The 22,686-nt window shown below is 64.3% G+C and carries 21 protein-coding genes; 10 read left to right on the forward strand and 11 right to left on the reverse strand.

What is annotated here, in order from left to right; all coding sequences use genetic code 11:
* Positions 1–38 precede the first annotated feature (38 nt).
* A complete protein-coding gene (locus tag EBB59_RS00725) occupies positions 39–806 on the reverse strand; it encodes an alpha/beta hydrolase (RefSeq protein WP_122100375.1) in 768 nt (255 codons plus the stop codon).
* Between the two features lie 54 nt (positions 807–860).
* Between EBB59_RS00725 and folD the strand changes: the two genes are divergently transcribed.
* The 3 genes from folD (at position 861) to guaA (ending at position 4,974) form a co-directional block, all read left to right on the forward strand.
* Positions 861–1,760, forward strand: a complete 900-nt coding sequence (folD, locus tag EBB59_RS00730) for a bifunctional methylenetetrahydrofolate dehydrogenase/methenyltetrahydrofolate cyclohydrolase FolD (RefSeq protein ID WP_122100237.1) — start codon at positions 861–863, stop codon at positions 1,758–1,760.
* A gap of 90 nt (positions 1,761–1,850) precedes the next feature.
* Positions 1,851–3,311: an IMP dehydrogenase gene (gene guaB, locus EBB59_RS00735; RefSeq protein WP_122100238.1), complete on the forward strand. Its 1,461-nt coding sequence runs from the start codon at positions 1,851–1,853 to the stop codon at positions 3,309–3,311.
* Positions 3,312–3,414: 103 nt separating this feature from the next.
* The gene (gene guaA, locus EBB59_RS00740) at positions 3,415–4,974 is read left to right on the forward strand and encodes a glutamine-hydrolyzing GMP synthase (protein WP_122100239.1); all 1,560 of its coding nucleotides are present in this window, start codon (positions 3,415–3,417) and stop codon (positions 4,972–4,974) included.
* A gap of 580 nt (positions 4,975–5,554) precedes the next feature.
* On the opposite strand, the gene EBB59_RS00745 is transcribed toward guaA, so the two are convergent.
* The 4 genes from EBB59_RS00745 to EBB59_RS00760 form a co-directional block, all read right to left on the reverse strand.
* Positions 5,555–6,040 carry an IbrB-like domain-containing protein gene (locus EBB59_RS00745; RefSeq protein WP_245978866.1) on the reverse strand — a complete coding sequence of 162 codons (486 nt, stop codon included), beginning with the start codon at positions 6,038–6,040 and terminating at the stop codon, positions 5,555–5,557.
* 34 nt (positions 6,041–6,074) lie between these two features.
* Complete coding sequence (locus EBB59_RS00750; RefSeq protein WP_122100241.1) at positions 6,075–6,620, reverse strand: GNAT family N-acetyltransferase; 546 nt, start codon at positions 6,618–6,620, stop codon at positions 6,075–6,077.
* Positions 6,617–7,855 (reverse strand): DUF3440 domain-containing protein, encoded by a 1,239-nt coding sequence (locus EBB59_RS00755; protein WP_122100242.1) that lies wholly within the window; start codon positions 7,853–7,855, stop codon positions 6,617–6,619. The genes EBB59_RS00750 and EBB59_RS00755 overlap by 4 nt, the downstream gene beginning before the upstream one ends.
* A 222-nt stretch (positions 7,856–8,077) precedes the next feature.
* Positions 8,078–9,088: a helix-turn-helix domain-containing protein gene (locus EBB59_RS00760; protein WP_122100243.1), complete on the reverse strand. Its 1,011-nt coding sequence runs from the start codon at positions 9,086–9,088 to the stop codon at positions 8,078–8,080.
* A 786-nt stretch (positions 9,089–9,874) separates the two neighbouring features.
* Here EBB59_RS00760 and tadA point away from each other — a divergent pair.
* Positions 9,875–10,444: a tRNA adenosine(34) deaminase TadA gene (tadA, locus tag EBB59_RS00765; RefSeq protein WP_122100244.1), complete on the forward strand. Its 570-nt coding sequence runs from the start codon at positions 9,875–9,877 to the stop codon at positions 10,442–10,444.
* Here tadA and EBB59_RS00770 read toward each other — a convergent pair.
* Positions 10,362–10,841 carry a DUF2721 domain-containing protein gene (locus EBB59_RS00770; protein ID WP_122100245.1) on the reverse strand — a complete coding sequence of 160 codons (480 nt, stop codon included), beginning with the start codon at positions 10,839–10,841 and terminating at the stop codon, positions 10,362–10,364. The genes tadA and EBB59_RS00770 overlap by 83 nt on opposite strands.
* Before the next feature lie 64 nt (positions 10,842–10,905).
* Here EBB59_RS00770 and orn point away from each other — a divergent pair, with 64 nt between their 5' ends.
* The gene (orn, locus tag EBB59_RS00775; protein ID WP_122100246.1) at positions 10,906–11,466 is read left to right on the forward strand and encodes an oligoribonuclease; all 561 of its coding nucleotides are present in this window, start codon (positions 10,906–10,908) and stop codon (positions 11,464–11,466) included.
* Positions 11,467–11,510: 44 nt separating this feature from the next.
* Here orn and EBB59_RS00780 read toward each other — a convergent pair whose 3' ends face one another.
* Both EBB59_RS00780 and ppsA read right to left on the reverse strand, forming a co-directional pair.
* Positions 11,511–12,416 carry a mechanosensitive ion channel family protein gene (locus EBB59_RS00780; protein ID WP_122100247.1) on the reverse strand — a complete coding sequence of 302 codons (906 nt, stop codon included), beginning with the start codon at positions 12,414–12,416 and terminating at the stop codon, positions 11,511–11,513.
* 94 nt (positions 12,417–12,510) lie between these two features.
* A complete protein-coding gene (ppsA, locus tag EBB59_RS00785) occupies positions 12,511–14,883 on the reverse strand; it encodes a phosphoenolpyruvate synthase (protein ID WP_122100248.1) in 2,373 nt (790 codons plus the stop codon).
* Between the two features lie 90 nt (positions 14,884–14,973).
* Here ppsA and ppsR point away from each other — a divergent pair, with 90 nt between their 5' ends.
* From ppsR to EBB59_RS00810, 5 genes are all read left to right on the forward strand, one after another.
* Positions 14,974–15,795: a posphoenolpyruvate synthetase regulatory kinase/phosphorylase PpsR gene (gene ppsR / locus EBB59_RS00790; protein ID WP_122100249.1), complete on the forward strand. Its 822-nt coding sequence runs from the start codon at positions 14,974–14,976 to the stop codon at positions 15,793–15,795.
* A gap of 62 nt (positions 15,796–15,857) precedes the next feature.
* Positions 15,858–16,331 (forward strand): DUF1249 domain-containing protein, encoded by a 474-nt coding sequence (locus EBB59_RS00795; protein WP_122100250.1) that lies wholly within the window; start codon positions 15,858–15,860, stop codon positions 16,329–16,331.
* Between the two features lie 574 nt (positions 16,332–16,905).
* Positions 16,906–17,439 carry a hypothetical protein gene (locus EBB59_RS00800; RefSeq protein WP_122100251.1) on the forward strand — a complete coding sequence of 178 codons (534 nt, stop codon included), beginning with the start codon at positions 16,906–16,908 and terminating at the stop codon, positions 17,437–17,439.
* Positions 17,436–18,740 carry a di-heme oxidoredictase family protein gene (locus EBB59_RS00805; RefSeq protein WP_122100252.1) on the forward strand — a complete coding sequence of 435 codons (1,305 nt, stop codon included), beginning with the start codon at positions 17,436–17,438 and terminating at the stop codon, positions 18,738–18,740. Before EBB59_RS00800 ends, EBB59_RS00805 begins: the two co-directional genes overlap by 4 nt.
* 153 nt (positions 18,741–18,893) lie before the next feature.
* The gene (locus tag EBB59_RS00810; protein WP_122100253.1) at positions 18,894–20,969 is read left to right on the forward strand and encodes a TonB-dependent receptor plug domain-containing protein; all 2,076 of its coding nucleotides are present in this window, start codon (positions 18,894–18,896) and stop codon (positions 20,967–20,969) included.
* Between the two features lie 24 nt (positions 20,970–20,993).
* On the opposite strand, the gene EBB59_RS00815 is transcribed toward EBB59_RS00810, so the two are convergent.
* The 3 genes from EBB59_RS00815 to EBB59_RS00825 all read right to left on the reverse strand — a co-directional run bounded on the left by EBB59_RS00815 (position 20,994) and on the right by EBB59_RS00825 (position 22,656).
* Positions 20,994–21,362, reverse strand: coding sequence for a winged helix-turn-helix domain-containing protein (locus EBB59_RS00815; RefSeq protein ID WP_122100254.1), 369 nt, complete (start codon positions 21,360–21,362; stop codon positions 20,994–20,996).
* 163 nt (positions 21,363–21,525) lie between these two features.
* Positions 21,526–22,005, reverse strand: a complete 480-nt coding sequence (locus EBB59_RS00820) for a glycine zipper 2TM domain-containing protein (RefSeq protein WP_122100255.1) — start codon at positions 22,003–22,005, stop codon at positions 21,526–21,528.
* Positions 22,006–22,203: 198 nt separating this feature from the next.
* A complete protein-coding gene (locus EBB59_RS00825) occupies positions 22,204–22,656 on the reverse strand; it encodes a cytochrome c (RefSeq protein WP_122100256.1) in 453 nt (150 codons plus the stop codon).
* Positions 22,657–22,686: the final 30 nt, after the last annotated feature.

Consider the following 22,686-nt stretch of genomic DNA (forward strand, 5'->3'; position numbering starts at 1 on the left):
GTTCGCCTCGTCCTGGCGGATGGTGTGGCCGCTCGCCGTTACCGGAGAAAATCCGCCAGCGCTTGCCGGAATCCTTCCGCCTCCGCGAATGTATTGTGGTCGCCTTCCAGTTCGACCACCCAGGTATCGTCGGGCAGGGCGCGCAACAGGGCGTCGGTGTTGGCGGCCGGGATCACCTGATCGTGGCGGGCGCGTATCACCATCGCCGCCAGAGGCTTGCCGCGCAGCCAGTCGGCGCTGTCATAGCGTTCGCGTAACAACAGGCCGACCGGCAGCCAGGGGTAATGCGCTTTCGCCACGTTCTTCAGCGAATCGAACGGGGTCACCAGTACCAGCTTCGATACCGGCCGGTTCGCGGCGACATGGGCCGCCACGCCACTGCCCAGGCTGCGGCCGATCAGTGCTACCGGCTGGCCGGGATGACGCTTCGCCACCGTGTCGTAAAAAGCCAGCGCATCGGCGTGGATGGCCGGGCTGGCGGGTGCGCCCTCGCTGCCGCCGTAGCCGCGGTAGGGCAGGAAGTAGCGACTCCAGCCCGGGCAGCATTCGCGCAATTCGGCGCGCGCGGCCTGCAAGGTTTCCGCGTTGCCGCCGAAATAGAGCAGGGCGCGGGGTTGGCCGGGGTCGTCCACCCAGCCGCGCAGGGTGACGCCATCCGGGCGCTTCAGGGTGAAGCTGGGGGGAATGGCGTCGCCATTGCTGGCATCCGGGAAATACACCAGCCGGCGCTGGTTCAGGAAGAACAGCGCGATCACGCCGGACACGAGCGCGAATATCAGCGTGGCGATGACGATGACGGGTTTCATCGCGCGATCATCGCCCGGATCGAGGCTGGCCGCGAGCGCCGCCGCCCGGCGATAATGGCCGCTTTCGCGCACGATGGGCCCGCACGCATGACTTCAGCCAGGATTCTCGACGGCAAACGCATCGCAGATGATGCGCTGCATGCGATGAAGGCGGAGGTCGACGCGCGCGTCGCCACCGGCAAGCCACGCCCGGGATTGGCGGTGATCCTGGTGGGCAACGACCCGGCCTCGCAGTCCTACGTGCGCAACAAGCGCCGCGCGGCCGGGATCGTCGGCATCCAGACCTTCGATTACAACCTGCCGTCCGCCACCGAGGATGAACTGCTGACGCTGATCGACCGGCTCAATGCCGATCCGGCGGTGAACGGTATCCTGGTGCAGTTGCCGTTGCCGGGCATTCCCGATGCTTCGCGCCTGATCGAACGCATCGATCCCAAGAAGGACGTGGATGGTTTCCACCCCATGAACGTCGGGCATTTGGCCTTGCGCCAGTTCGGCCTGCGTCCATGCACGCCGCGCGGAATCATTCACCTGCTGAAAGCCACCGGCGAGCCGATCCGTGGGGCCAACGCGACCATCATCGGTGTCTCCAACCACGTGGGACGGCCGATGGCGATGGAATTGCTCATCGCCGGCTGCACCGTGACCTGCTGTCACCGTTTCACCCCGCCGCAAGTGCTGGAGGCATCGGTGCGCCATGCCGACATCCTGGTGGTGGCGGTGGGCAAGCCGGCGTTGATTCCGGGCGAGTGGGTGAAGTCGGGTGCGGTGGTGATCGATGTCGGCATCAATCGCACCGACGATGGTCGCCTGGTGGGGGATGTCGGCTTCGATGCGGCCGCCGAACGCGCTGGCTGGATCACGCCGGTACCGGGCGGGGTGGGGCCGATGACCGTCGCCACTTTGATGCGCAATACGCTGGAAGCCGCCGAACTGGCCGACGCCGGTATTTGATGCCCGGCCCGCCGTGGCGCGATCGCGGCAGATGCGTCGCGGCGCCCGGGCGCGGTAGAATATCGCGCTTCCCAAGCCATCGGCCCCGCCATGCTCCGTATCCTGGCAGAAGCGCTCACCTACGACGACGTTTCGCTCGTCCCGGCGCATTCCACCGTCCTGCCCAAGGACGTTTCGCTCGCCGCCAACCTCACTCATTCCCTGCGCCTCAACCTGCCGATCGTCTCGGCGGCGATGGATACCGTGACCGATGCGCGCCTCGCCATCGCCATGGCCCAGCTCGGCGGCATCGGCATCCTGCACAAGAACATGAGCTGGCAGGAGCAGGCCGCCAGCGTGGAGCGGGTCAAGAACTTCGAATCCGGCATCATCCGCGAGCCCTTGACGGTGACGCCGCAGACCACCATCGGCGAGGCGATCAAACTTACCCGCGCCCGCAACATTTCCGGCGTGCCGGTGGTGGATGCCTCGGGTCAACTGGTCGGCATCGTCACCGGCCGCGACATGCGTTTCGAGAAGAAACTCGACGACCCGGTCTACAACATCATGACTCGCAAGGAGAAGCTGGTCACGGTGAAGGAAGACGCCAGCGACGACGAAGTGCTCGACCTGTTGCACAAGTACCGTATCGAGAAAGTGCTGGTGGTGAACGACGATTTCGCCTTGCGTGGGCTGATCACCGTCAAGGACATCCAGAAGAAGCGCGATAACCCCAATGCCGCCTACGACATCGACGAGCAGCTCCTGGTCGGCGCCGCGGTCGGCGTCGGCGGCGATACCGAGCAGCGCATCGAGGCGTTGGTCGAAGCGCAGGTGGACGTGATCATCGTCGATACCGCGCATGGTCATTCGCAGGGCGTGATCGAACGCGTGGCCTGGGCGAAGAAACGGTATCCGAAGTTGCAGGTGGTCGGCGGCAATATCGTCACCGGCGATGCGGCGCTGGCGCTGATGGATGCCGGCGCCGATGCGGTAAAGGTGGGCGTCGGTCCCGGCTCGATCTGCACCACCCGGGTGGTGGCGGGCGTCGGCGTGCCGCAGGTGACGGCGATTTCGATGGTGGCCGATGCCCTGCAAGACCGCATCCCGCTGATCGCCGATGGCGGCATCCGTTATTCGGGCGATCTGGGCAAGGCGCTGGCCGCGGGCGCATCGACCATCATGATCGGCGGGTTGTTCGCCGGCACCGAGGAAAGCCCGGGCGAAACCGAACTCTTCCAGGGCCGCAGCTACAAGAGCTATCGCGGCATGGGCAGCCTGGGCGCCATGGAAAAAGGCTCGAAAGACCGCTATTTCCAGGATTCGGCCGATGCCGACAAACTGGTGCCGGAAGGTATCGAGGGCCGTGTGCCGTATCGCGGCCCGCTCGCCGGAGTGGTGCACCAGCTTGCTGGTGGCCTGCGCGCGACGATGGGTTATGCCGGTTGCGCGAGCATCGAGGAAATGCGCAAGAAGCCGCAGTTCGTCAAGGTCAGTGGCGCCGGTCAGCGCGAATCGCACGTTCACGATGTGCAGATGACCAAGGAACCGCCGAACTACCGGGCGGGGTGAGCGCGCGCATACGCGAACGACCGGCCTGGATGGCCTGGCCGGGCGCTCCGAAGCCGAATCGCTGCGCCAGCGAAGGCAATCTTTTCTTCAAGTACGTCGCCTCATGACCGACATCCACTCCGACAAAATCCTCATCCTCGATTTCGGCGCGCAATACACCCAGCTCATTGCGCGGCGTATCCGCGAAATCGGCGTGTATTGCGAGATATGGGCCTGGGATCACGATCCGGCCGAGATCGCCGCATTCGGCGCCAAGGGCATCATCCTGAGCGGCGGTCCGGAATCGACCACCGAGCCGGGATGTCCGGCCGCGCCGCGTCAGGTGTTCGATGCGGGCGTGCCATTACTCGGCATCTGCTACGGCATGCAGACCTTGGCGGTGCAACTGGGCGGCGCCACCGAAGCCGGCAACCAGCGCGAATTCGGTCATGCCGAGCTGGAACTCGTCGCCGATGATCGCCTGATGCCGGTGCTGAAGACGTTGCCGGATGGCAGCAACGTCTGGATGAGCCACGGCGACCATGTTTCGAAAGCGCCGCCGGGCTTCACTATCACGGCGAAGACCGACCGCCTCGGCATCGCCGGGTTTGCCGACGATGCACGCGGTATCTACGGCGTGCAGTTCCACCCGGAAGTGACCCATACCCGCGGCGGCGAGGCGTTGCTGCGCCGTTTCGTGGTGGATATCTGCGATTGCCGGACGCTGTGGACGCCCGCCAACATCATCGAGGACCAGATCGCCCGGGTACGCGAACGGGTCGGTTCGGACGAAGTGATCCTCGGCCTGTCCGGTGGCGTCGACTCCTCGGTGGTGGCCGCGCTTCTGCATCGGGCGATCGGTGAAAAACTGACCTGCGTGTTCGTCGATACCGGTCTGTTGCGCTGGCAGGAGGGTGACCAGGTGATGGCGACCTTCGCCGAGCATCTTGGCGTCAGGGTCATCCGGGTCAATGCCGCCGATCGCTATTTCGACAAGCTCAAGGGCGTCGAAGACCCGGAAGCCAAGCGCAAGGTCATCGGCAATCTGTTCGTCGAGATATTCGACGAGGAATCGGCCAAACTGAAGAACGCCAAGTGGCTGGCGCAAGGCACCATCTATCCGGACGTGATCGAATCGGCCGGCAGCAAGACCGGCAAGGCGCATGTCATCAAGAGCCACCACAATGTCGGCGGCCTGCCCGAGGACATGAAACTGGGCCTGGTGGAACCCTTGCGCGAACTATTCAAGGACGAGGTACGCCGGCTGGGCGTGGAACTCGGCCTGCCGCGCGAGATGGTCTATCGCCATCCATTCCCCGGGCCGGGGCTGGGCGTTCGCATTCTCGGGGAAGTGAAGCGCGAATACGCCGACTTGTTGGCGCAGGCCGACCATATCTTCATCGATGAATTACGCCGCGCCGATCTCTACGATAAGACCAGCCAGGCGTTCGCCGTATTTCTGCCGGTGAAATCGGTTGGCGTGGTCGGTGACGCCCGCGCCTACGAATGGGTGATCGCCCTGCGCGCGGTCGAAACCATCGATTTCATGACCGCGCACTGGGCGCACCTGCCGTACGATTTTCTCGGCAAGGTCAGTAACCGCATCATCAACGAGTTGCGGGGAATCTCACGCGTGGTCTACGACATCAGCGGCAAGCCGCCGGCGACGATCGAGTGGGAGTGATTCGGTGTGGAAAGCACACAGAGGCATGCGATTTTGCAGTGCGACGAAGACGGTTGCGATGAATCAATGCGTGAGAATAAACTCTGTCCGAGCTTGTGGAAATAATGTGGGAATTAATGTTCGGAGTATTTGAGCTGCTTGATATTGGGTCGACAATGATCCATGACAACGAAACCAGCATCACCGATCTCCAGGGGCGCAAGGGCACACGCGAATACGATATTTTTGACGGTCTCACCAAAAAAGAACCACGGCCGCCACGTTGCATCAGCGGAGTGATTCGGGCTTGATATCGGTTGGCGCTGAGTAGCGCGAGAACACATCCAGGCCCACGTTTGGGCCTTTGGGTGATTTCATCCGGTACTTTTTGGTATCGTTAATCGCTGTTTTTCCGGGGTGATTCAAAGCCCTGCGGTAATGGTCCTGAATGCAGGTTGCTGGGCATAGGTGGCGGGGGGGGGGAGCCCGTCTAACCAACGTCATTCCGGCCGGGGCGCGTGTCCGGCGGGGGGCGTTGTGGCGGCTTCGGGTTGAGCCGCAAGTTCAAGCGCCGGCTCGAATTTGGTCGCTTACTTCCGCTTCAATCCCAGGAGGGGGAGTACTTGTGGTCGCGGAAGAGTTCCGGTAGCCCCGAAACCTGCTTGAAACGCAGCACTTCGTCATCGTCCATGCCAAGTTCGCGAGCCACGTCGATCTCGTCCCAGCCTGCGCGCAGCAGCATGACCACGATGTCGGTCATGGGCAGTGCGCCATGTACCCCGCGCGCCCGGTTATGGCGGATGGTGCTGGCGATGCGGTCGGCCTGGTTCTCTCGTGCGGCGCGGATGGCCACCACCGGCAAGTGGCCGTGTAGTCGTTGCCGGATACGGCCTGCTTTCTTGCCCACCCTTTGCCGGTGGAAACCATCGACGATGACGTAATGCTCCTCCGTCTCCTGATGCGCGACGATCGGCTGGGTGAAGCCGTCGGCATCGATGGACAGCGCCAGCAGCTTCATCTCGGGCGGCGCGACGGTATTGGGGTTATAGTCGTTGCCTTCCACCTGGTCGCAAGGGACCCATTGCACGAAATCCACCGGTTCGTCCGCGAATGGGCTGTGTTCATGCAAATGCCGGCGTATTAGGTTGATGGCTTCGATTTGCCGTTTCAACGGCAGGCAGTCCAGTTCCTGGAACAGGTTTCTGGCCCGTTCCACCAGTTTCTCGACTTGTGGCATGTGTGCTCCTTACCAAGGATACCCAGCGTCCCCGGGCGCTCCGTACTTGAAATCCATATGGCGTTAGATAAGCCGCGCAGCCCTCGGGCACCCGCATGGTGCAGCCCAGCTCCAGATCATCGATGTAGTCCAACACCTGCTGGCGCAGCACGCGGAACAGACCATGTCCGCGCGCTTCGCTGCGCACGTAGCACTCGCGGATGCGTATCACGTCCGGCTGCCGCTCCACGCTGATGAAGCCCAGTACCCGAGCCTGGTGCTTGTCTTTGACGATGAACCACCGGTAGCGGGGGCCGTCGTTGAGCGGGTAGCCGCCGCATTCGCGGCGTACCGTGGCGCTGGCGAAGAAGCGCCCCATCAGGGCAAAGAAGGCCGCCTCGTCGTCCGATGAGCGTAGTTGCAGGAATTCGCAGTTCTCCAGGCTGATCACGATGTGTTTTCCTCGGTTGGTGTCAGCGAGTCGACGTCGCGCCGGGCGAAGCCGAACGACAACGAGCGCGCCATGTCCTGCTTGAGCAGCGACATGGCCACGCGTCGCCATGATGGCTGGGCTCTGCGGTTCTCCAGGGCAGGCACACCGGCGTCCGGCCAGTTGTCCAGTGGGTAGTCGTGCTGTTCCCACCAGCGGATGAAGCAGCGGATACGGCGCGCATACACCACCTGCAATTGCTCCGGCATGCTCCGCAGAAGGAACTGGCTGTACTGTTTCCAGGTGCTGAATGTTGGCGGCAGGCCGAGTCCGCCGCGATAGCCCAGCAGGCGCTGGCGCGAATATCGTGCCGCGTAGTTGGCACCGGCCACGCGCCGGACGACACGGAACCACGTTTGAGGCTCCAACTGGTGGAACAGGTCCAGTCCCTTGCGCTGGTCGTCGCCGTAGGGCTGACAGATGCGCATTTGCGAGAATGGCACGCCGGCCAGGTGCATGTGGTCGTAAAGACGGTTGTAGGTGTGGCCGTGTTCGGCCGTATAGCGCCACAGGTCGGCGAACTTCCAGTCGTAGATTGGGAAGAAAGTCACCGCGCGGCCGCTGGCCAAGTCGCGCGCGCTCCATTGAATCGCCGTGTCAGTGCCGGGTGGAGTCCAGGCGCATTTCTTCACCCGTGCCCGGCGCTTGACCGCCAGGTAGCGATTGAGCGACTCGTCCGAGCGGATGCCGACAAGGAAGGCCGTGGGCACATCCTGCGCCAGCCATTCGTTGAAGGCCGGCACGAATTCCTCGAATTCCATGCGGTAACGGTAGAAGGGAAAGAACCCCTGGTCGCGCACCACCGAGGGATGCGTCGGCATGGGGCGCACCCAGTCCATCTCCCGTCCGGGTTCCCACGCGCACCAGTACGGCTCCCGCAGGCTGGAGGCATTGCGCAGGTTGATCGGCAGGCAGATCCACCACGGCCGCACATCCTCGCGGGAGAACATTTCCTCTACGTGGGCGATGGTGGCGCTGTACTGCCCCTCCAGGTCGATGAATAGCGCATCCACCGCGCCGCGACCCATCTCGGATGCGACCTCCAGCGCCAGATGCAGCATGACCGAACTGTCCTTGCCGCCGGAGAAGGCCACACAGACACGATCGAAATGTTCGAAGACGAGCCGGGTACGGGCCTTGGCGGCTTGATAGACATCCAACTCGTGATAGCACTTCCCTTTCGCAGATCCAGCCATCCCGACTCCCAGAAAGAGAAACGCATGAATGGCCCGCATCGGACTTCGTAAGTGTCCTGAATACCGGGCCATCATAGCCGCAATGGGAGGGCTTCCGACGCGGGGCGAATGCGAATGGTGGAGCGCCAATCCTGAAGTGAAATAGTAGGATCGTCTTCATGATCGGCTGATCGTCGTTATTTTTGCCGGCCAGTGCAGACGCGCAAGACCTGTCGAGACGTCTTACTTGAGGCAGCGACGATACTGTCCTGGCGTCATGCCGAGCACTTGCCGGAAGGCGCGGGTCATGTGTGTCTGGTCGGAGAAACCGCAGGCGGTAGCGACCTCGGCAAGTGTCATGCCGCCCTGTTTGATGAGCGCCTTGGCCTGCGTCACCCGCATGCTCTGGCGGTACTGGTGGGGCGTTTGCCGCAAGGTGCGGGTGAATCGCTGGAAAAGCACGGTACGGCTCAAGCCGACTGCCGCCGCCAGCTCGCTGAACGTGAACTGGCGGGCCAGCGAATGGCGCATGAATTCGTCCACCTTCTTGAGCTGGGATGGCGACAAGCGCGCATTGGCATGGGCGGGTTCATTTCCCCCGAGCACGCAATATCGATGAAGGATATGACTGGCGACCGCGCGCGCGATGTACTCGCTGCGCCAGTTGCCTTCCAACCCCTCCAGGAGCATCTGTTTCGTTGCGAGCATCAGATGCGACAAGGTGGGGTCGGCGGCCGCGAACGCCGCCTTGTAGCGGAAATTCATCGTTCCGAGGTCGTAGATGTTTTCGGCGACTTCCTGAAGCACGCTGTCCTTCAGGAAAAAGTGAAGTGTGCGGGGAGTGTTGCCAATCGCATCCACGACCGATTCCCCTGGCGGGGTCATGACGAGTGTGTGCGGTTCGAGCGTGCCGGCAAGCGTTTGGCCCGCCACCTTGCGCCGGATGGTGCGTGGGGTCAGCACGGTTGTGATCCAGATGCAGGCGGTTGGACGATGCTCGGCGACGTGCGGTGTTTCCCGCGTGATGGCGGCGGCCATATCGCTCCATCCATGCCCTTCGCTGGAGTGAAGGATCTCGATGTCGTCGATGAGCGGAAGCGATGTTTCGTTCAACGCATATTCGATTACGGAGCGCGCATGGGCGCGGTAATGAAGGGGCGATGGCAGGTTTGGCGCGCCCGCTGGCCTTTGGGTTTTGCTCTCGTTCCCCATGGTCTGGTCGCCGTTGTTCGGCTCGTGCTTTCCCGAAAACAAGGAGTTCTCATGGCGGCGTGAAAACCCACGTTGCCGGTACCCGCCAGAAGCAAAGGCTCTGGCCGGAAGAGTCGTCCAGGCTGACCCCGAGCCGCTATTATGTATCAACGGTCACAGACATGCGAGGCGCGTTTATGAGCCTCTGCTACGGATTTATGCGCTAAAAATGGTAGTGGCGCCGGCAGCGGATGGTTCGCGTCGCGGCTCGCCATGGCCTCGACGCACGTTGCCATGCGGAAGTCCGTACTCGCACTTCGGTTCCGGGAAATTCACCTCGTGGATTCGGACGATTCAAGGTGGAAGTGGCGGCCCACTATCTTTTGTGCGAATGGGTTGGCAATAGCTTGTATCAATTACAAAGTCTGTGGAGTTTGGCGGGAGTGCAGCAGTACCAACGTCAGGAGGCCGTCATTTATGCGCGAGTTTTGCCTTGCGGAGTGGTGTCATGCCCATCTTCCGTCGGTATGCGAATGGCGGCTTCTCATTTCCGCTATTTGATATCATTACCGACGATTGGCGAGGTCGATGGTCAGAGTCCGCGCTCTGTGTATCATCCGATTCGCCGCGCGAGCGGGGTAGGCGGTGGAAGTGACGATGCGGTTTCATGTCGATCGAGATCAATCTTTTGATCATGCACGTTTGGGCCACTTAGCTGATGATGGAGCGGACGGTCGATCCCCACGCCCCGACCCGGAGCCGATTTCATTTCGTCATGAATGACAGCAACGTGCCAGCCCGCGCAGGGCGGAATGCGATTCGCTACCAGCGAGCCAATGGAATCATTGTATGACGGCCTCCGGCCAGCGCTTTTCCTCCGATGAGACATGGATGCGGCATGCCTTGGCGCTTGGCGAGCGTGCCATGCGCGAGGACGACGAAATCCCCGTTGGCGCGGTGGTGGTATCGCCTGAAGGCGAGGTGATCGGCGAGGGCGGGAACCGCAACATCGCCGAGTGCGACCCCAGCGCCCATGCCGAGATCGTGGCGATGCGTCGCGCGGGCAAGGCGCTGGGCAACCACCGGTTGGTCGGTTGCACCTTGTACGTCACACTGGAGCCTTGCGCGATGTGCGCGATGGCGATCGTGCACGCGCGCCTCGCCCGGGTCGTGTTCGGCGCCTTCGACCCCAAGACCGGCGCGGCCGGCAGCGTGTTCGGGCTGTTGACCGATCCGCGTCACAACCATCGCGTCGAGGTGACGGGCGGCGTATTGGCGGAGGAGGCGGGGCTGCGTCTCAGCAACTATTTCCGCGCCAAGCGCGGCAAAGCGCCGCTCACGGCCTTGGCGCCGGAGATCGACGCAATCGAGCCAGCTCCTGGTCCATCTCCAGGTCGAAACTCTGCACCGACAGGCTGACCTCGCGCCACAGCCACAGGCTTGCGCCCATCAGCATCAGTACGCCGGCTACCGCCAGCATTGTCGGGACCGTGCCCATGCGGAAGCCGGTGAAGGCATCGACGGCCAGCGTCAGGCTGGTGCCGACGAAGGCGCCCAGCCCCAGGTAAAGCATGCGGCAAGCCTGCAAGACCAGGTGCGCGCGCCGGCGGTGGCGGATGATCTGGCTGTCGGCATGTTCGCGTGCTTCCTCGGGAATCTGCTCCCATTCCTTCATGAGCGTGCGCAGTCGGTCCACCACCCGTGCCAGCCGGTTGTTGGCCGAGATCAGCAACGAGGAGGTCGCGGTGATCAACAGCGCCGGTGTGACCATCGTGGCAAGAATCGCGTAGTGGCTGGTGAGTGCGTTTTGGAACATCGGAAGCGGAAGCGGCAGGACGAATCGTTATCATGCCAACGATTCCCCAACCACGCGAACCCGCATGCAAGATAAGCCCGAAGAGCGCCTGATCTGGATCGACCTGGAAATGACCGGACTCGACACTGGCGCCGATTCCATCCTGGAAATCGCCACCGTCGTGACCGATGCCCAACTCAACGTGTTGGCCGAAGGGCCGGAGCTTGCCATTGCCCACGGGCTGGCGCGGCTCGAAGCGATGGACGAATGGAACCGCCGCCAGCATGGCCAGTCCGGGTTATGGCGACGCGTGCTGGAGGAAGGCGTTTCACTGGAGGCGGCCGAGGCTCGCACGCTGGCGTTCCTGCGCGCATGGGTGCCCGAGCGCGCTTCACCGATGTGCGGCAATTCCATCTGCCAGGATCGTCGCTTCCTGCATCGGCAGATGCCGTCGCTTGAGCGGTATTTCCATTATCGCAACCTGGATGTCTCGACCATCAAGGAGCTGGCGTGCCGCTGGGCGCCCGAGGTGATGGCCGGCTTCAGCAAGGAAAGCGCGCATACCGCCTTGAGCGACGTGCGCGATTCCATCGCGGAACTGGCTTACTACCGCCGCCATCTTGGCGCATTGGCATCGACCGATTGAACGGGCCGATTGCGTTGGCTGGTTGAGTCTGCCCGCGGCGGCTATCAGTCGGCGTCCACCGGCACCGAGGATTTCAGCAGTTCGCCCAGCGGTTTGCCGTCGGCATCCTGGTGGTAGACATGCAGATCGCGCTGCGGGTAAGGGATGCTGATGCCGGCGGTGGCGAATTCTCGATGCACCGCCTCGATCAGTTCGCTGCGGACTTCGAGAAAGTCGTCGGGCTTGCACCAGGCGCGCAGCGAGAGATTCACGCTGTTTTCGCCCAGGTCGGTTGCGAGCACCACGGTGGCCGGGCTTTTCAGCACCATGGGGCAGTTGGCGGCGAGTTCGAGCAGCACCTTGCGCGCGTGGTCGATGCGGTTGCCGTAGCCGATCCCCACGGCGACGTCGACGCGGCGCACCGGCTTATGGGTGAGGTTGACGATGGCCTGCCGGGTGATCTCGCTGTTGGGCAGCACGATCAATTCGTTCTGGTAGGTGCGCAGAAAAGTGGTGAAGATGCGTACCTGCTCGACCACGCCTTCGATGCCGCCGATTCTGATGCTGTCGCCGGCCTTGAACGGGCGCAGCATGATCAGCATGACGCCCGAGGCGATGTTGGAGAGCGAGTCTTTCAACGCCAAGCCGATGGCAAGGCCGGCGGCGCCGACCATCGCCAGCAATGAAGTCGTGGGGATGCCGAGCTGTTGCAGGGCGGCGATCACCACCACGACCATCAATGTGGCGAAGGCGACATTACGCAGGAAGTTGCTCAGGATCGTATCGACCTGGAAGCGGCCGAGCACGCGGTCGAGCAAACCGACTAGGCGACGGGCCAGCCACCACCCCACCAGTGCGATCGCCAGGGCCGCCACCAGGTCGAGCGCCTTGTCGGCGAGGTTGGCACTGAACCAGTGTTGGAGAGTGGTGGGCGTGGCGGTGGCCGGTGCGTTGGGAGCGCTGCTTTGCATTCAATGATCTCTCGAAGTGGGAGTATCCCGACACATGCGGGGAAGAGCGGTTTCCCGTGGCCGCTGGGGCGCGGCATTCCTTCCCCGTAGTGACTCAGGCCGATTTCGATCGGGCGAGCTTGAGCCAGGTATCGACCACGGTATCGGGATTGAGCGATACCGATTCGATGCCTTCTTCCATCAGCCACTGGGCGAGATCGGGGTGGTCGCTCGGCCCCTGGCCGCAGATGCCGACGTACTTGCCCTTCTTCTTCGCCGCACTGATCGCCATCGAGAGCATTTTCTTCACCGCCGGATCGCGTTCATCGAACAGATTGGCGACGATGCTGGAGTCGCGATCCAGGCCCAGTGTGAGCTGGGTCATGTCGTTGGAGCCGATCGAGAAGCCGTCGAAGATGTCGAGGAACTCGTCGGCCAGCAGCGCGTTGGAGGGGACTTCGCACATCATGATGACCTTCAAGCCGTTTTCGCCCTGTTTGAGGCCGTTGCTCGCCAGCACCTCGATGACCTTGCGGCCTTCGTCGAGCGTGCGCACGAACGGGATCATCACCCACAGATTGTCCAGGCCCATCTCCTCGCGTACGCGTTTGACCGCGCGGCACTCCAGCGAGAAGGCTTCGGCGAAGCTCGGGTCGATGTAGCGAGAAGCGCCACGGAAGCCGATCATCGGGTTTTCCTCGTGCGGTTCGTAGCGCGCGCCGCCGACGAGATTGGCGTATTCGTTCGACTTGAAGTCGGACAGGCGCACGATGACCGCGTGCGGCGCCACCGAGGCGGTGATGGTGGCGATGCCCTCGGCCAGGCGGTCGACGTAGAAATCGACCGGCGAGGCGTAGCCGGCGATTCTGGCGTCGATCCTGGCGCGAGTTTCGGCATCTTGGCGGTCGTATTCCAGCAGCGCCTTGGGATGGATGCCGATATGACTGGCGATGATCATCTCCAGGCGCGCCAGGCCGATGCCGGCGTTCGGCAATTGGCCGAAATCGAAAGCGCGCTCCGGGTTGGCCACGTTCATCATGATCTTGAGCGGCGCCGGCGGCATGTTGTCGAGATCGGTGGTGGTGCGCTCGAAGGGCAGGGCGCCCTTGTAGATGTAGCCGGTGTCGCCCTCGGCGCAACTGACGGTGATCGCTTCGCCATCGGTGATGGTGTCGAGCGCGTTGCCGGTGCCGACCACCGCTGGCACGCCGAGCTCGCGGGCGATGATCGCCGCGTGGCAGGTACGGCCGCCACGGTTGGTGACGATGGCGGCGGCGCGCTTCATCACCGGTTCCCAGTCGGGGTCGGTCATGTCGGCGACCAGCACGTCGCCGGGCTGTACGCGGCTCATGTCGTCGAGCGTGCGCACGACACGGGCGAGGCCCGCGCCGATCTTCTGGCCGATGGCGCGGCCCTCGGCGATCACCTCGCCGCGTTGCGAGAGCGCGTAGCGCTCGATCTGGGTGGCCTTGGCTCGGGATTTCACCGTTTCCGGGCGGGCTTGCAGAATGTAGAGCTTGCCGGTGGCGCCGTCCTTGCCCCATTCGATGTCCATCGGGCGGCCGTAATGCCGTTCGATCACCAGGGCTTGCTTGGCGAGCTCGTGGACGTCGGCATCGGTGATGGAGAACTTGTCGCGCAGCTCGGCCGGGGTGTCCTCGGTGCGCACGCGCTCGCCGGGCGCGTCGGAATAGATCATCTGCAACTGCTTGCTGCCGAGCGCGCGGCGCAGGATCGCCGGTTTGCCGGCGGTAAGCGTGGGCTTGTAGACATAGAATTCGTCCGGGTTGACCGCGCCTTGCACGACCATTTCGCCAAGGCCGTAGCTGGAGGTGACGAACACCACGTCGCGGAAGCCGGATTCGGTATCGAGCGTGAACAGCACGCCCGAGGCGCCGATGTCCGAACGCACCATCTGCTGGACGCCGGCGGAGAGGAATACGTCCTCGTGCTTGAAGCCGTGGTGGACGCGATAGGCGATGGCGCGATCGTTGTAGAGGCTGGCGAAGACTTCCTTGACCTTCTGCACCACGTCGTCGGCACCGGTCACGTTGAGGAAGGTTTCCTGCTGGCCGGCGAAGGAGGCGTCGGGCAGGTCCTCGGCGGTGGCGGAGGAGCGCACGGCGACCGCCAGTTCGTCGCTGCCGGCCTGCTTCGACATCTCGACGTAGGCCGCGCGGATGTCGGCTTCGAGCGCGGGCTGGAGTGGCGCGTCGATGACCCAGCCGCGGATTTCCGCGCCCGCCGCGGTCAGTGCGGGAACGTCCTCCACGTCGATGGTGGCGAGCCTGTCGTAGATGCGTGCGTGCAGGTCGTTGTGGGCGATGAAGGCTTTGAAGGCGTCGGCGGTGGTGGCGAAGCCACCCGGCACCGAGACGCCCAGCCCGGCCAACTGGCCGATCATCTCGCCGAGCGAGGAATTCTTGCCGCCCACCTGGGCGAGGTCGGTCAGGCGAAGGTCTTTCAGCCACAGAATGTTGGCGCTCAAGGCAGGCTCCAGGGAGGGAAGGGGACGCGGCGGTGCCGACAACGCGCTATTTTAGCAACCCCCGCTAGTATGGTTCGAGCCACAGTACTCATGTCCCAGTCGCGCCCGGTTTTTTACGTGTCGGATGGCACCGGCATCACCGCCGAAACCATCGGCCATAGCTTGCTGACGCAGTTCACCGACCAGGTGTTCGAGAAGGACCGGCTGCCGTTCGTCGACAATCCGGCCAAGGCGCACGAGGCCGCCGCCGAGATCCGGCGGGCCGGCGAGCGCACCGGGGTGCGGCCGATCGTGGTCAATACCGTGGTGGACAGCGAATTGACCGCGATCCTGGCCGAAAGCGGGGCATTGATGCTGGACGTGTTCGAGCCGTTCATCGCGCCGCTGGAGGAGGAATTCGGACACAAGCGTCAGCCGCGTGTGGGACAGGCGCATGGCATCGTCGATTTCGACGTCTACCACCAGCGCATCAACGCGATGAACTACGCGCTGACCCACGATGACGGTATCCGCCTCGACTACAGCGACGCCGACTTGATCCTGGTGGGCGTGTCGCGCGCCGGCAAGACGCCGACCTGCATCTACCTGGCGCTGCACCACGGCGTGCGCGCGGCCAACTACCCGCTGACCGAGGAGGATCTGGAAAGCGACCGCCTGCCGGTCAGGCTGCGCCCTTACCGGCACAAGATCTTCGGTTTGACCATCGACCCGGTGCGGTTGCGGCAGATCCGCCAGGAGCGCCGGCCCGATTCGCGCTACGCCCAACTCGACACCTGCAAGCGTGAAGTGGCCGCGGCCGACGTGATTTTCCGTACCGAACGAATCCCGGTGCTCTCGACCACGCACGCATCCATCGAGGAGATCGCCAGCCGGGTGTTGGAGACGCTGGGCATCAACCGGGAAATGTATTGAACTCCGGGGCGGTGGTCGCGCGGGCTTGGATGCCCGGTATGGAAATCCCATAGGATCGGCGCATGAACGCAGTCGTTTCCCGCACCCGTCATCGGCCCGGGCTGAGCCGTCTTGGCTGGTTGATGGGTCTGTACGCCGAAAATCACCGGAAGCTGGAGCGCCTGTTCGCCCCCGCGCCGCTGGCCAAAGGTCGGTATCTTTCCGATGCCGGACGCGGCCTGCGGTTGCGGCTGGAGGTCATCGAGCAGCACAAGTTCACCACCGAAATGCGCTTGACCTACGACGTACTCGATCCCGTCACCGGAGAACCCGATCCTTCCGCGCACGTCCGGTTCTACCGCGATGCGCGCCAGGCCGAGGCCACGCATTGCTACGTCGGGCGGTGCTGGCAGGATGTGATCGGCATGTATCCGCCACCCGTTGAATTGATCGACCATCGCCTGAGGATGAACACTTTCTTATCCAAATGGCTGGATTATCTGGCCGGGCAGGGGCATGGCGTGGCCACCTTGCGGCCACTGCCGGCAGGCGGGTGACTGGAGACGGGAAACGCGCCCTGGCGCCACCCACCGCCCAATTGGGTGGAAGTGCGATGACTGGCCGAGTGGCGGTCGGGATTCGTGGATAGCCGGTCGGCTGAGTATCCCGGCCCGACACACCCGCTGGCCAGATCGCACCCGCATGAGCCGATGAGACGGGGCATTCAGATCGGCTCCGGGTGCTCAGAAACCGGTCTCGCCATTGGGGCCGGGGGGAAGCATGATGACCGGCCGAGTGGCGGTTGGGATTCGTGGACAGCCGGTCGGCTGAATATCCCGGCCCGACGCCCCCGCTGGCTAGATCGCAACCGCTTGAGCCGATGAGATGGGCATTCAAGATGGGCTCCGAGCGCTCAAAAACGGGTCTCGCCATCAAGGTGATGTGGGGTGCCGGCCAAACGCAGAGACTTGCGCGCGCGGCGGAAAGCGCTTGGGCTGGCTATTGACTCGGTGCATCGTGATTCCACGAAAGGCGCCGGGACTGGGCGTTGGCGTGGCGCGATTCCATGTATCCGGCGCTGCCGCAGTCTGATACGATATATCCAATCGAATATATCGATACCGATCCACCATGCGTCTGAAGAATCTGCTTCCCGCCCCTCTGTTGCTTCTGGCCGGAGCACTCAACGCACAGTCGCTGCCGGTCGGCTGCGACACCTTTAGTTGGGATGTCGCCGACGAACTGGCGGTGCTGCGGACCGAGCCGCGGCCGATCATCGTCAGTGATGGTTCTCCGGGTAGCGAAGTGCGTATCGAGCTGGGCAGTTTCCGCCGCGCCATCCTGCGGCCGCAGGCGGAAGTGCGACTGGCCGCCCGACCCGGCAAGCCCATGCTGGAGGATGACGCCAGCGGCGGGCTGTTGACCTTCCGCGTGCCCGAAGACGGACGTTACCGGGTATCGATCACCACCGGGCACTGGATCGATGTGGTCGACAACGGACAAGTCGTGCGCTCGCTGGATTTTCAGGGCCGTCGCGGTTGCCCGCTGGTGCACAAGATCGTCGAATACGACCTGCCGGCCGGGCGCGACCTGCAACTACAGTTCATCGGCGGCGCGGCGTTGGAATCGGGCGTTGCCATCACCCGGGTGCGCGCACGTAAATGAAGCTGTTGACCGGGTTTGGCCTGTGCCTGCTTTCGGGCATGGCGCTGGCCACGACGCTGCCCGCGCTGGTCGAAGTGCGGGCGGATGGACGCGCCCCGCAACCATGGCGCACGCTGAATGCCGTGGACGTAGAGCGCTTCGAACTTGGCCACGCGGTGTTCAACACCTCGTGGTTGCCGGCCCGTGGCAACGCCAGCCGCCGTGACGGTCTCGGCCCCGTGTTCAATTCCGTCTCCTGCGATTCCTGCCACAACAGCCGTCGGCGCGGCCGTGGGCCGAGCGGTAATGGGCCGGTGCCGACCGACTTCGTGGTCCAGGCGGGGCGTCTGCTGGCCGATGGCGGCCTGCAACGCGGGCACCCACGCTTCGGCCACGTCATCAATACCGATGCCATCGACGGCCACCGCTCCGAGGCGACGATCGGCATCCGTTACCAGGCCCGCGCGCGCACCCGTGCCGACGGCAGCCTGCAATGGCTGCACCACCCGGAATACCTCATCGGCATGCCCGATGGCGGGCCGCCGCCCGCCGACCTGGTGGTGATGCCACGGATGGCGCCGCAGGTGCTGGGCAGCGGGCTGCTGGAGCGGGTGCCGGAAGCGGCCATCCTGGCTTATGCCAGAAGCGTGGTCGTTGGAGGCGTGCCGGCATGGGTGGACGATGCCGAGGGGCGGCGTCTCGGGCGCTTCGGCTGGCAGGGAACCGAGCCGGATATCGCCAGCCAGACCGCCGCCGCGTTCGCGCGGGAGATGGGGTTGACCACGCCGCTGATCGCGACCGACGACTGCACCACGCGTGATGACGCCTGCCGCGAAGCCGCCGATGGCGGACACCCGGAAGTGACAGCGGATCTGTTCGAGGCGGTGGTCGCCTTCCAGCAATGGGAGCGGATGCGGCAGACGCCGGAGGGCGCGCGTCTACAGGCGGCCAGCGTGCATGGCGCGGAGCTGTTTGAGCGCAGCGGTTGCGTCGATTGCCACCGTGGCGAACTGCCGCTGGCCGATGGCCGCCGCATCACGCCTTATACCGATCTGCTGCTGCACGACCTGGGCGAGGAACTGGCCGATCGCGATGTCGCTGGCCGGTCGGTGCCCAGCCTGTGGCGAACCGCGCCGTTGTGGGGGCTATCCACCGCGCGGGAAGGCGGCCGCGAATTGCGCCTGATGCACGACGGCCGCGCCCGCAGCATCGACGAGGCCGTCGGCTGGCATGGCGGCGCGGCGGCCGCGGCGCGCGAACGCTATGACCGGCTCGACCAGACCGAGCGGCAGTTGTTGCTGGAGTGGCTTTCTTCGCTATGACGCGCGTGAGGAACGTCCCTGTCCACTGCCGTGCCCGCGCTTGTCGTCATATGAAATTGGATATGACGCTCACTGAATCATGAACAGGTCATTGCCCAGGCCGGGACGACCGCGTGGGCCACGAATCAGAACAACCACGAGGACTTCCACATCATGCAACGACCTCACCGCCTGGGCCTGGCCATCGCGTGCATACTGGCCTTGCCGTTTGCCGCTCAAGCCACCACTCCCGACGACGCCAAGCCCCCCCGCGACGAAGAAGCGTTCACCCTGGGCCGGGTCACGGTGGTTGGACAGCGCCCGGCGTCTGTCGCAACCGGCGATGCCACCATCACCCGCGAAGAGATGTGGACCTTCCATGCGTTGACGTTGGACGAAGCGATCAAGCTCACCCCGGGGGTGACGACCTCGCAGGACAGCAATGGCCGCCGCAACGAGCACGACATCTTCATCCGTGGCTTTGGTCGCTGGCATGTGCCGCTGTCGATCGACGGCGTGCGCATCTATCTGCCGGCCGACAACCGGCTGGATTTCCGCCGCTTCCTGACGGCCGACCTGGCCGAAGTGCAGGTACACAAGGGGCTGGTGCCGGTGATCGACGGCCCGGGGGCGATGGGCGGTGCGATCAATCTGGTCACGCGCAAGCCGACCCGCGCGTTCGAGGGCCAGTTTCAGGCCGGTATCGACCTGGACCGCGGCGGTGAGATGGCGGCCTGGAATACCTATGCCTCGATGGGAACGCGCCAGGACCGCTTTTACCTGCATGCCAGCGTCAGCGCCCAGGATCGCAATTACTGGCGGCTGCCGGGCGGCTATGCCGGCACCTCGATCCAACCGGCCGGCAAGCGAAACCGTTCGTCGACGGACGACTCGCGCATCAATCTGAAGCTGGGCTTCGAGCCGAACGCCACCGACGAATACTCGCTGTCCTACACCCGTCAGGCGGGCAGCAAGGGCGCCCCGCTGAACGTATACAACGATCCGCCAAACCCGCCCAACAGCTACTGGGACTGGCCGGTCTGGAACATCCGCAATCTCTATTTCCTGTCCAACACAAGCCTTGGCGACGAGGCTTACGTGAAGACCCGGCTCCACCACAACACCTTCGACAACGCGTTATACGCCTACGACGACGCGCGTTACGCCATCCAGTCGAACAGGGGGCGCTTCAGGAGCATCTACGAAGACAGCGGCTACGGCGCCAGCGTCGAGGCCGGTTTCCGCGTCTCGCCGGCCAACCGCATGCGGCTGGCCGCGCACTGGCGCAGCGACCGCCACAGCGAATACAACGTCAACCGGCCCACGCATCCGACGCTGTCCTCGCGCGAGCCAACTCAGTACAGCCGCGAGGACACCTGGTCGCTGGCGGTGGAAAATACCTGGACGCCGAGCGAGGCGTTGGAGGTGCTTCTTGGCCTCAGCCACGACCGTAACGATGTCAAACAGGCGCAGGAATACAACGCCCGCAAGGGCCTGTATGAATATCCGAAGGGCGGCAGCAGCGCCTGGAACGGGCAGGTCGGGGTGTACTGGCAGCGCGACGCGGACACCCGGCTGGGCGCCAGCCTGTCCTCGCGCACCCGTTTCGCGACCTTGTTCGAACGCTTCAGTACCCGCTTCGGCACCGCCATCCCCAATCCCGGTCTGGGCGGCGAGCGCGCCACCCAGTTGGAACTGTCCTGGCAGCGGCGGCTTTCGGAACGCACGCGTTTCAACGCTGCGATATTCCGCGCCGAAGTCGGCGACATGATCCAGACCGTGGTGGTCGATGCCGGGCCGCCGCAAATGACCCAGACCCGCAACGTCGGCGATGGTGTCTACCAGGGCGTGGAGTTCGGTGGCGAATCGCGCCTGTCCGAGCGCTGGGTGATCGGCGGCAACGCCACCTGGCTGGAGCGCCGGATCCGCGACGCGCTGCAACCCGATTACCGCCCGACCGGCGTACCCGGCCGTCAGCTCTTTCTGTACGCCACCTGGTCGCCGCTGCCGAAGTGGTCGTTCACCCCCAGCGTGGAACACGCCAGCGACCGTTGGAACAGCGGACCGGGCGCCAGTTACCTGCGCACCGGCCGCTATACCTTGGCCAATCTACAGGCGCAGTGGACGCCAAGGCCGAACCTGGTCGTCGCCCTTGGCGGCCGCAACCTACTGGACCAGGAATACGAACTGGCCTGGGGCTTCCCCAACGAAGGCCGTAACTGGTACGGGAAGTTGCAGATCAGCTTCTGACATCGTGCCCGCTGCCCGCCACGCCTAACCGCCGGTGGGCGGCGTCATATGGCGATGCAGGTAGCCGATATGGCTGGATGCCGCTTCGACGGCGCCGGCTTCCAGGTGCCGGTAGCGGCGTACCACTTCCTCGCCCCATGCCGTCAACCGCGCGCCGCCGCCGCCGTTGCCGCCCTTGGCGGTTTCCACCACCGGCGCGTCGAAGTGCCGGTTCATCGCGTCGATCAGGTCCCAGGCGCGCTTGTAGCTCATCTTCATGCGTCTGCCGGCCGCCGAAATCGATCCGGTCTCGCGGATCCCTTCCAACAGATCGACCTTGCCTGGGCCGAGCACCAGCCCCGAGTCGAATACCAGCCGGATCCGCATCCGTGCAGGAAGTGCTTTAGCCGCCATCAAGGCGTCCCTCAACGTTCATCATGTCGCTGCCCTGGTCGTCCGCGGCGGGGAGCGATGTTTTAGCACGGGGAAATCGGTGGCGGCCCCGGGGCGCGTCATGAACTTCAATACGGACAAGCGCCGGTAAAGCGGGCCGCGGCGAATGCGGCCCGCCCATGCCTCAGCGCGCCCAGGCGCGACCGTTGTAGACCCGGACGGAGGACCCCTCGCGGATGCCGCCGATGTCGTTCTGGCTGACCACGGTGCTCTGGCCGTTGTTCATGCGCACGTAAACGTTGTAATGGGCGCCGCCGCCGGCACGGTTCTGGATGGCGTTGCCGACCGCCGCGCCGGCGGCGGCGCCGGCCACGGTGGCGGTGTTGCGGCGGCCCTGGCTGTCGGTGTTCTGCTTGGCGATCTGGCGGCCGGCCACCGCGCCCACGATGCCGCCGATCACCGCGCCGGTGGCGGGCGGGGCGCTGGCGCCGCCGGAGATCATCTCGATCCGGGTCACGGTGCCGCAGTCGTAGCAGTTGGCGCCGGGGCCGGGCGGCGGCGGTGCGTTGCCGTAACCGCCGCCATGGCCGGGGGAGGTGGCACAGGCGGACAAGGCGAGCGCGGAAGCCGCGGTGGCGGCCAAGGTCAGGGTGCGGACGTTCATGACTTCTCTCCTCGGTGGCAAACGTGGATGTCGCGCGTCGACATCCTTGGCGTGGCCCGATGAATATCGGGTCAATCCATCGGCTGCTGGCGGCGAGGCGTCAGCACGGGTTCATGCCGTTGGCGCGGAGGTGAAGCCCCGCAACGAAAACGCCCGGCGCGGGGCCGGGCATTCGGTCGGGTGAAAAGTGCTTGGAAATCAGCCTTTCTTGAAGTCGTCGTGGCAAGCCTTGCACTGGCCGCCGATGTCGCCGACGGTCTTCTTCAGGCTTTCGCAGGACAGGGGAGGATTGGCCTGGGCGGCATCGAGCACGGCGCGAAAGTTGGCCGAATGCTTGGCGAAGCGCTCGTCGCTGGCCAGATCGGGGTAGGCGAAATCCACGTCGTCGCCCATCCGGCGCAGGGTTTGCAGGTGCGGCAGGCTGTCGGTGGCGTTGCAGCGGTTGATCTCGATGTTCTTCTTCAGCCGCCCCATGTGCCAGGCCTGCACCGTCATCACGCTGTCGGGGAAGCGATCCTTGCGGGCATCGAGCGCGCGCATGGCCATCACCGCGGCGATGGCGCCCAGCACCAGACCCAGCAACAGCATGAAAAAGTAGCGGCTGGCGGCGGAGGATTTCTTTCTTGGGGTTTCGTTGGCTGGCGTAGACATGCGGGCTCTCCCTCGTGAATGGCCGGCACG

Source organism: Solilutibacter pythonis (assembly GCF_003697345.1).
Taxonomy (GTDB): domain Bacteria; phylum Pseudomonadota; class Gammaproteobacteria; order Xanthomonadales; family Xanthomonadaceae; genus Solilutibacter; species Solilutibacter pythonis.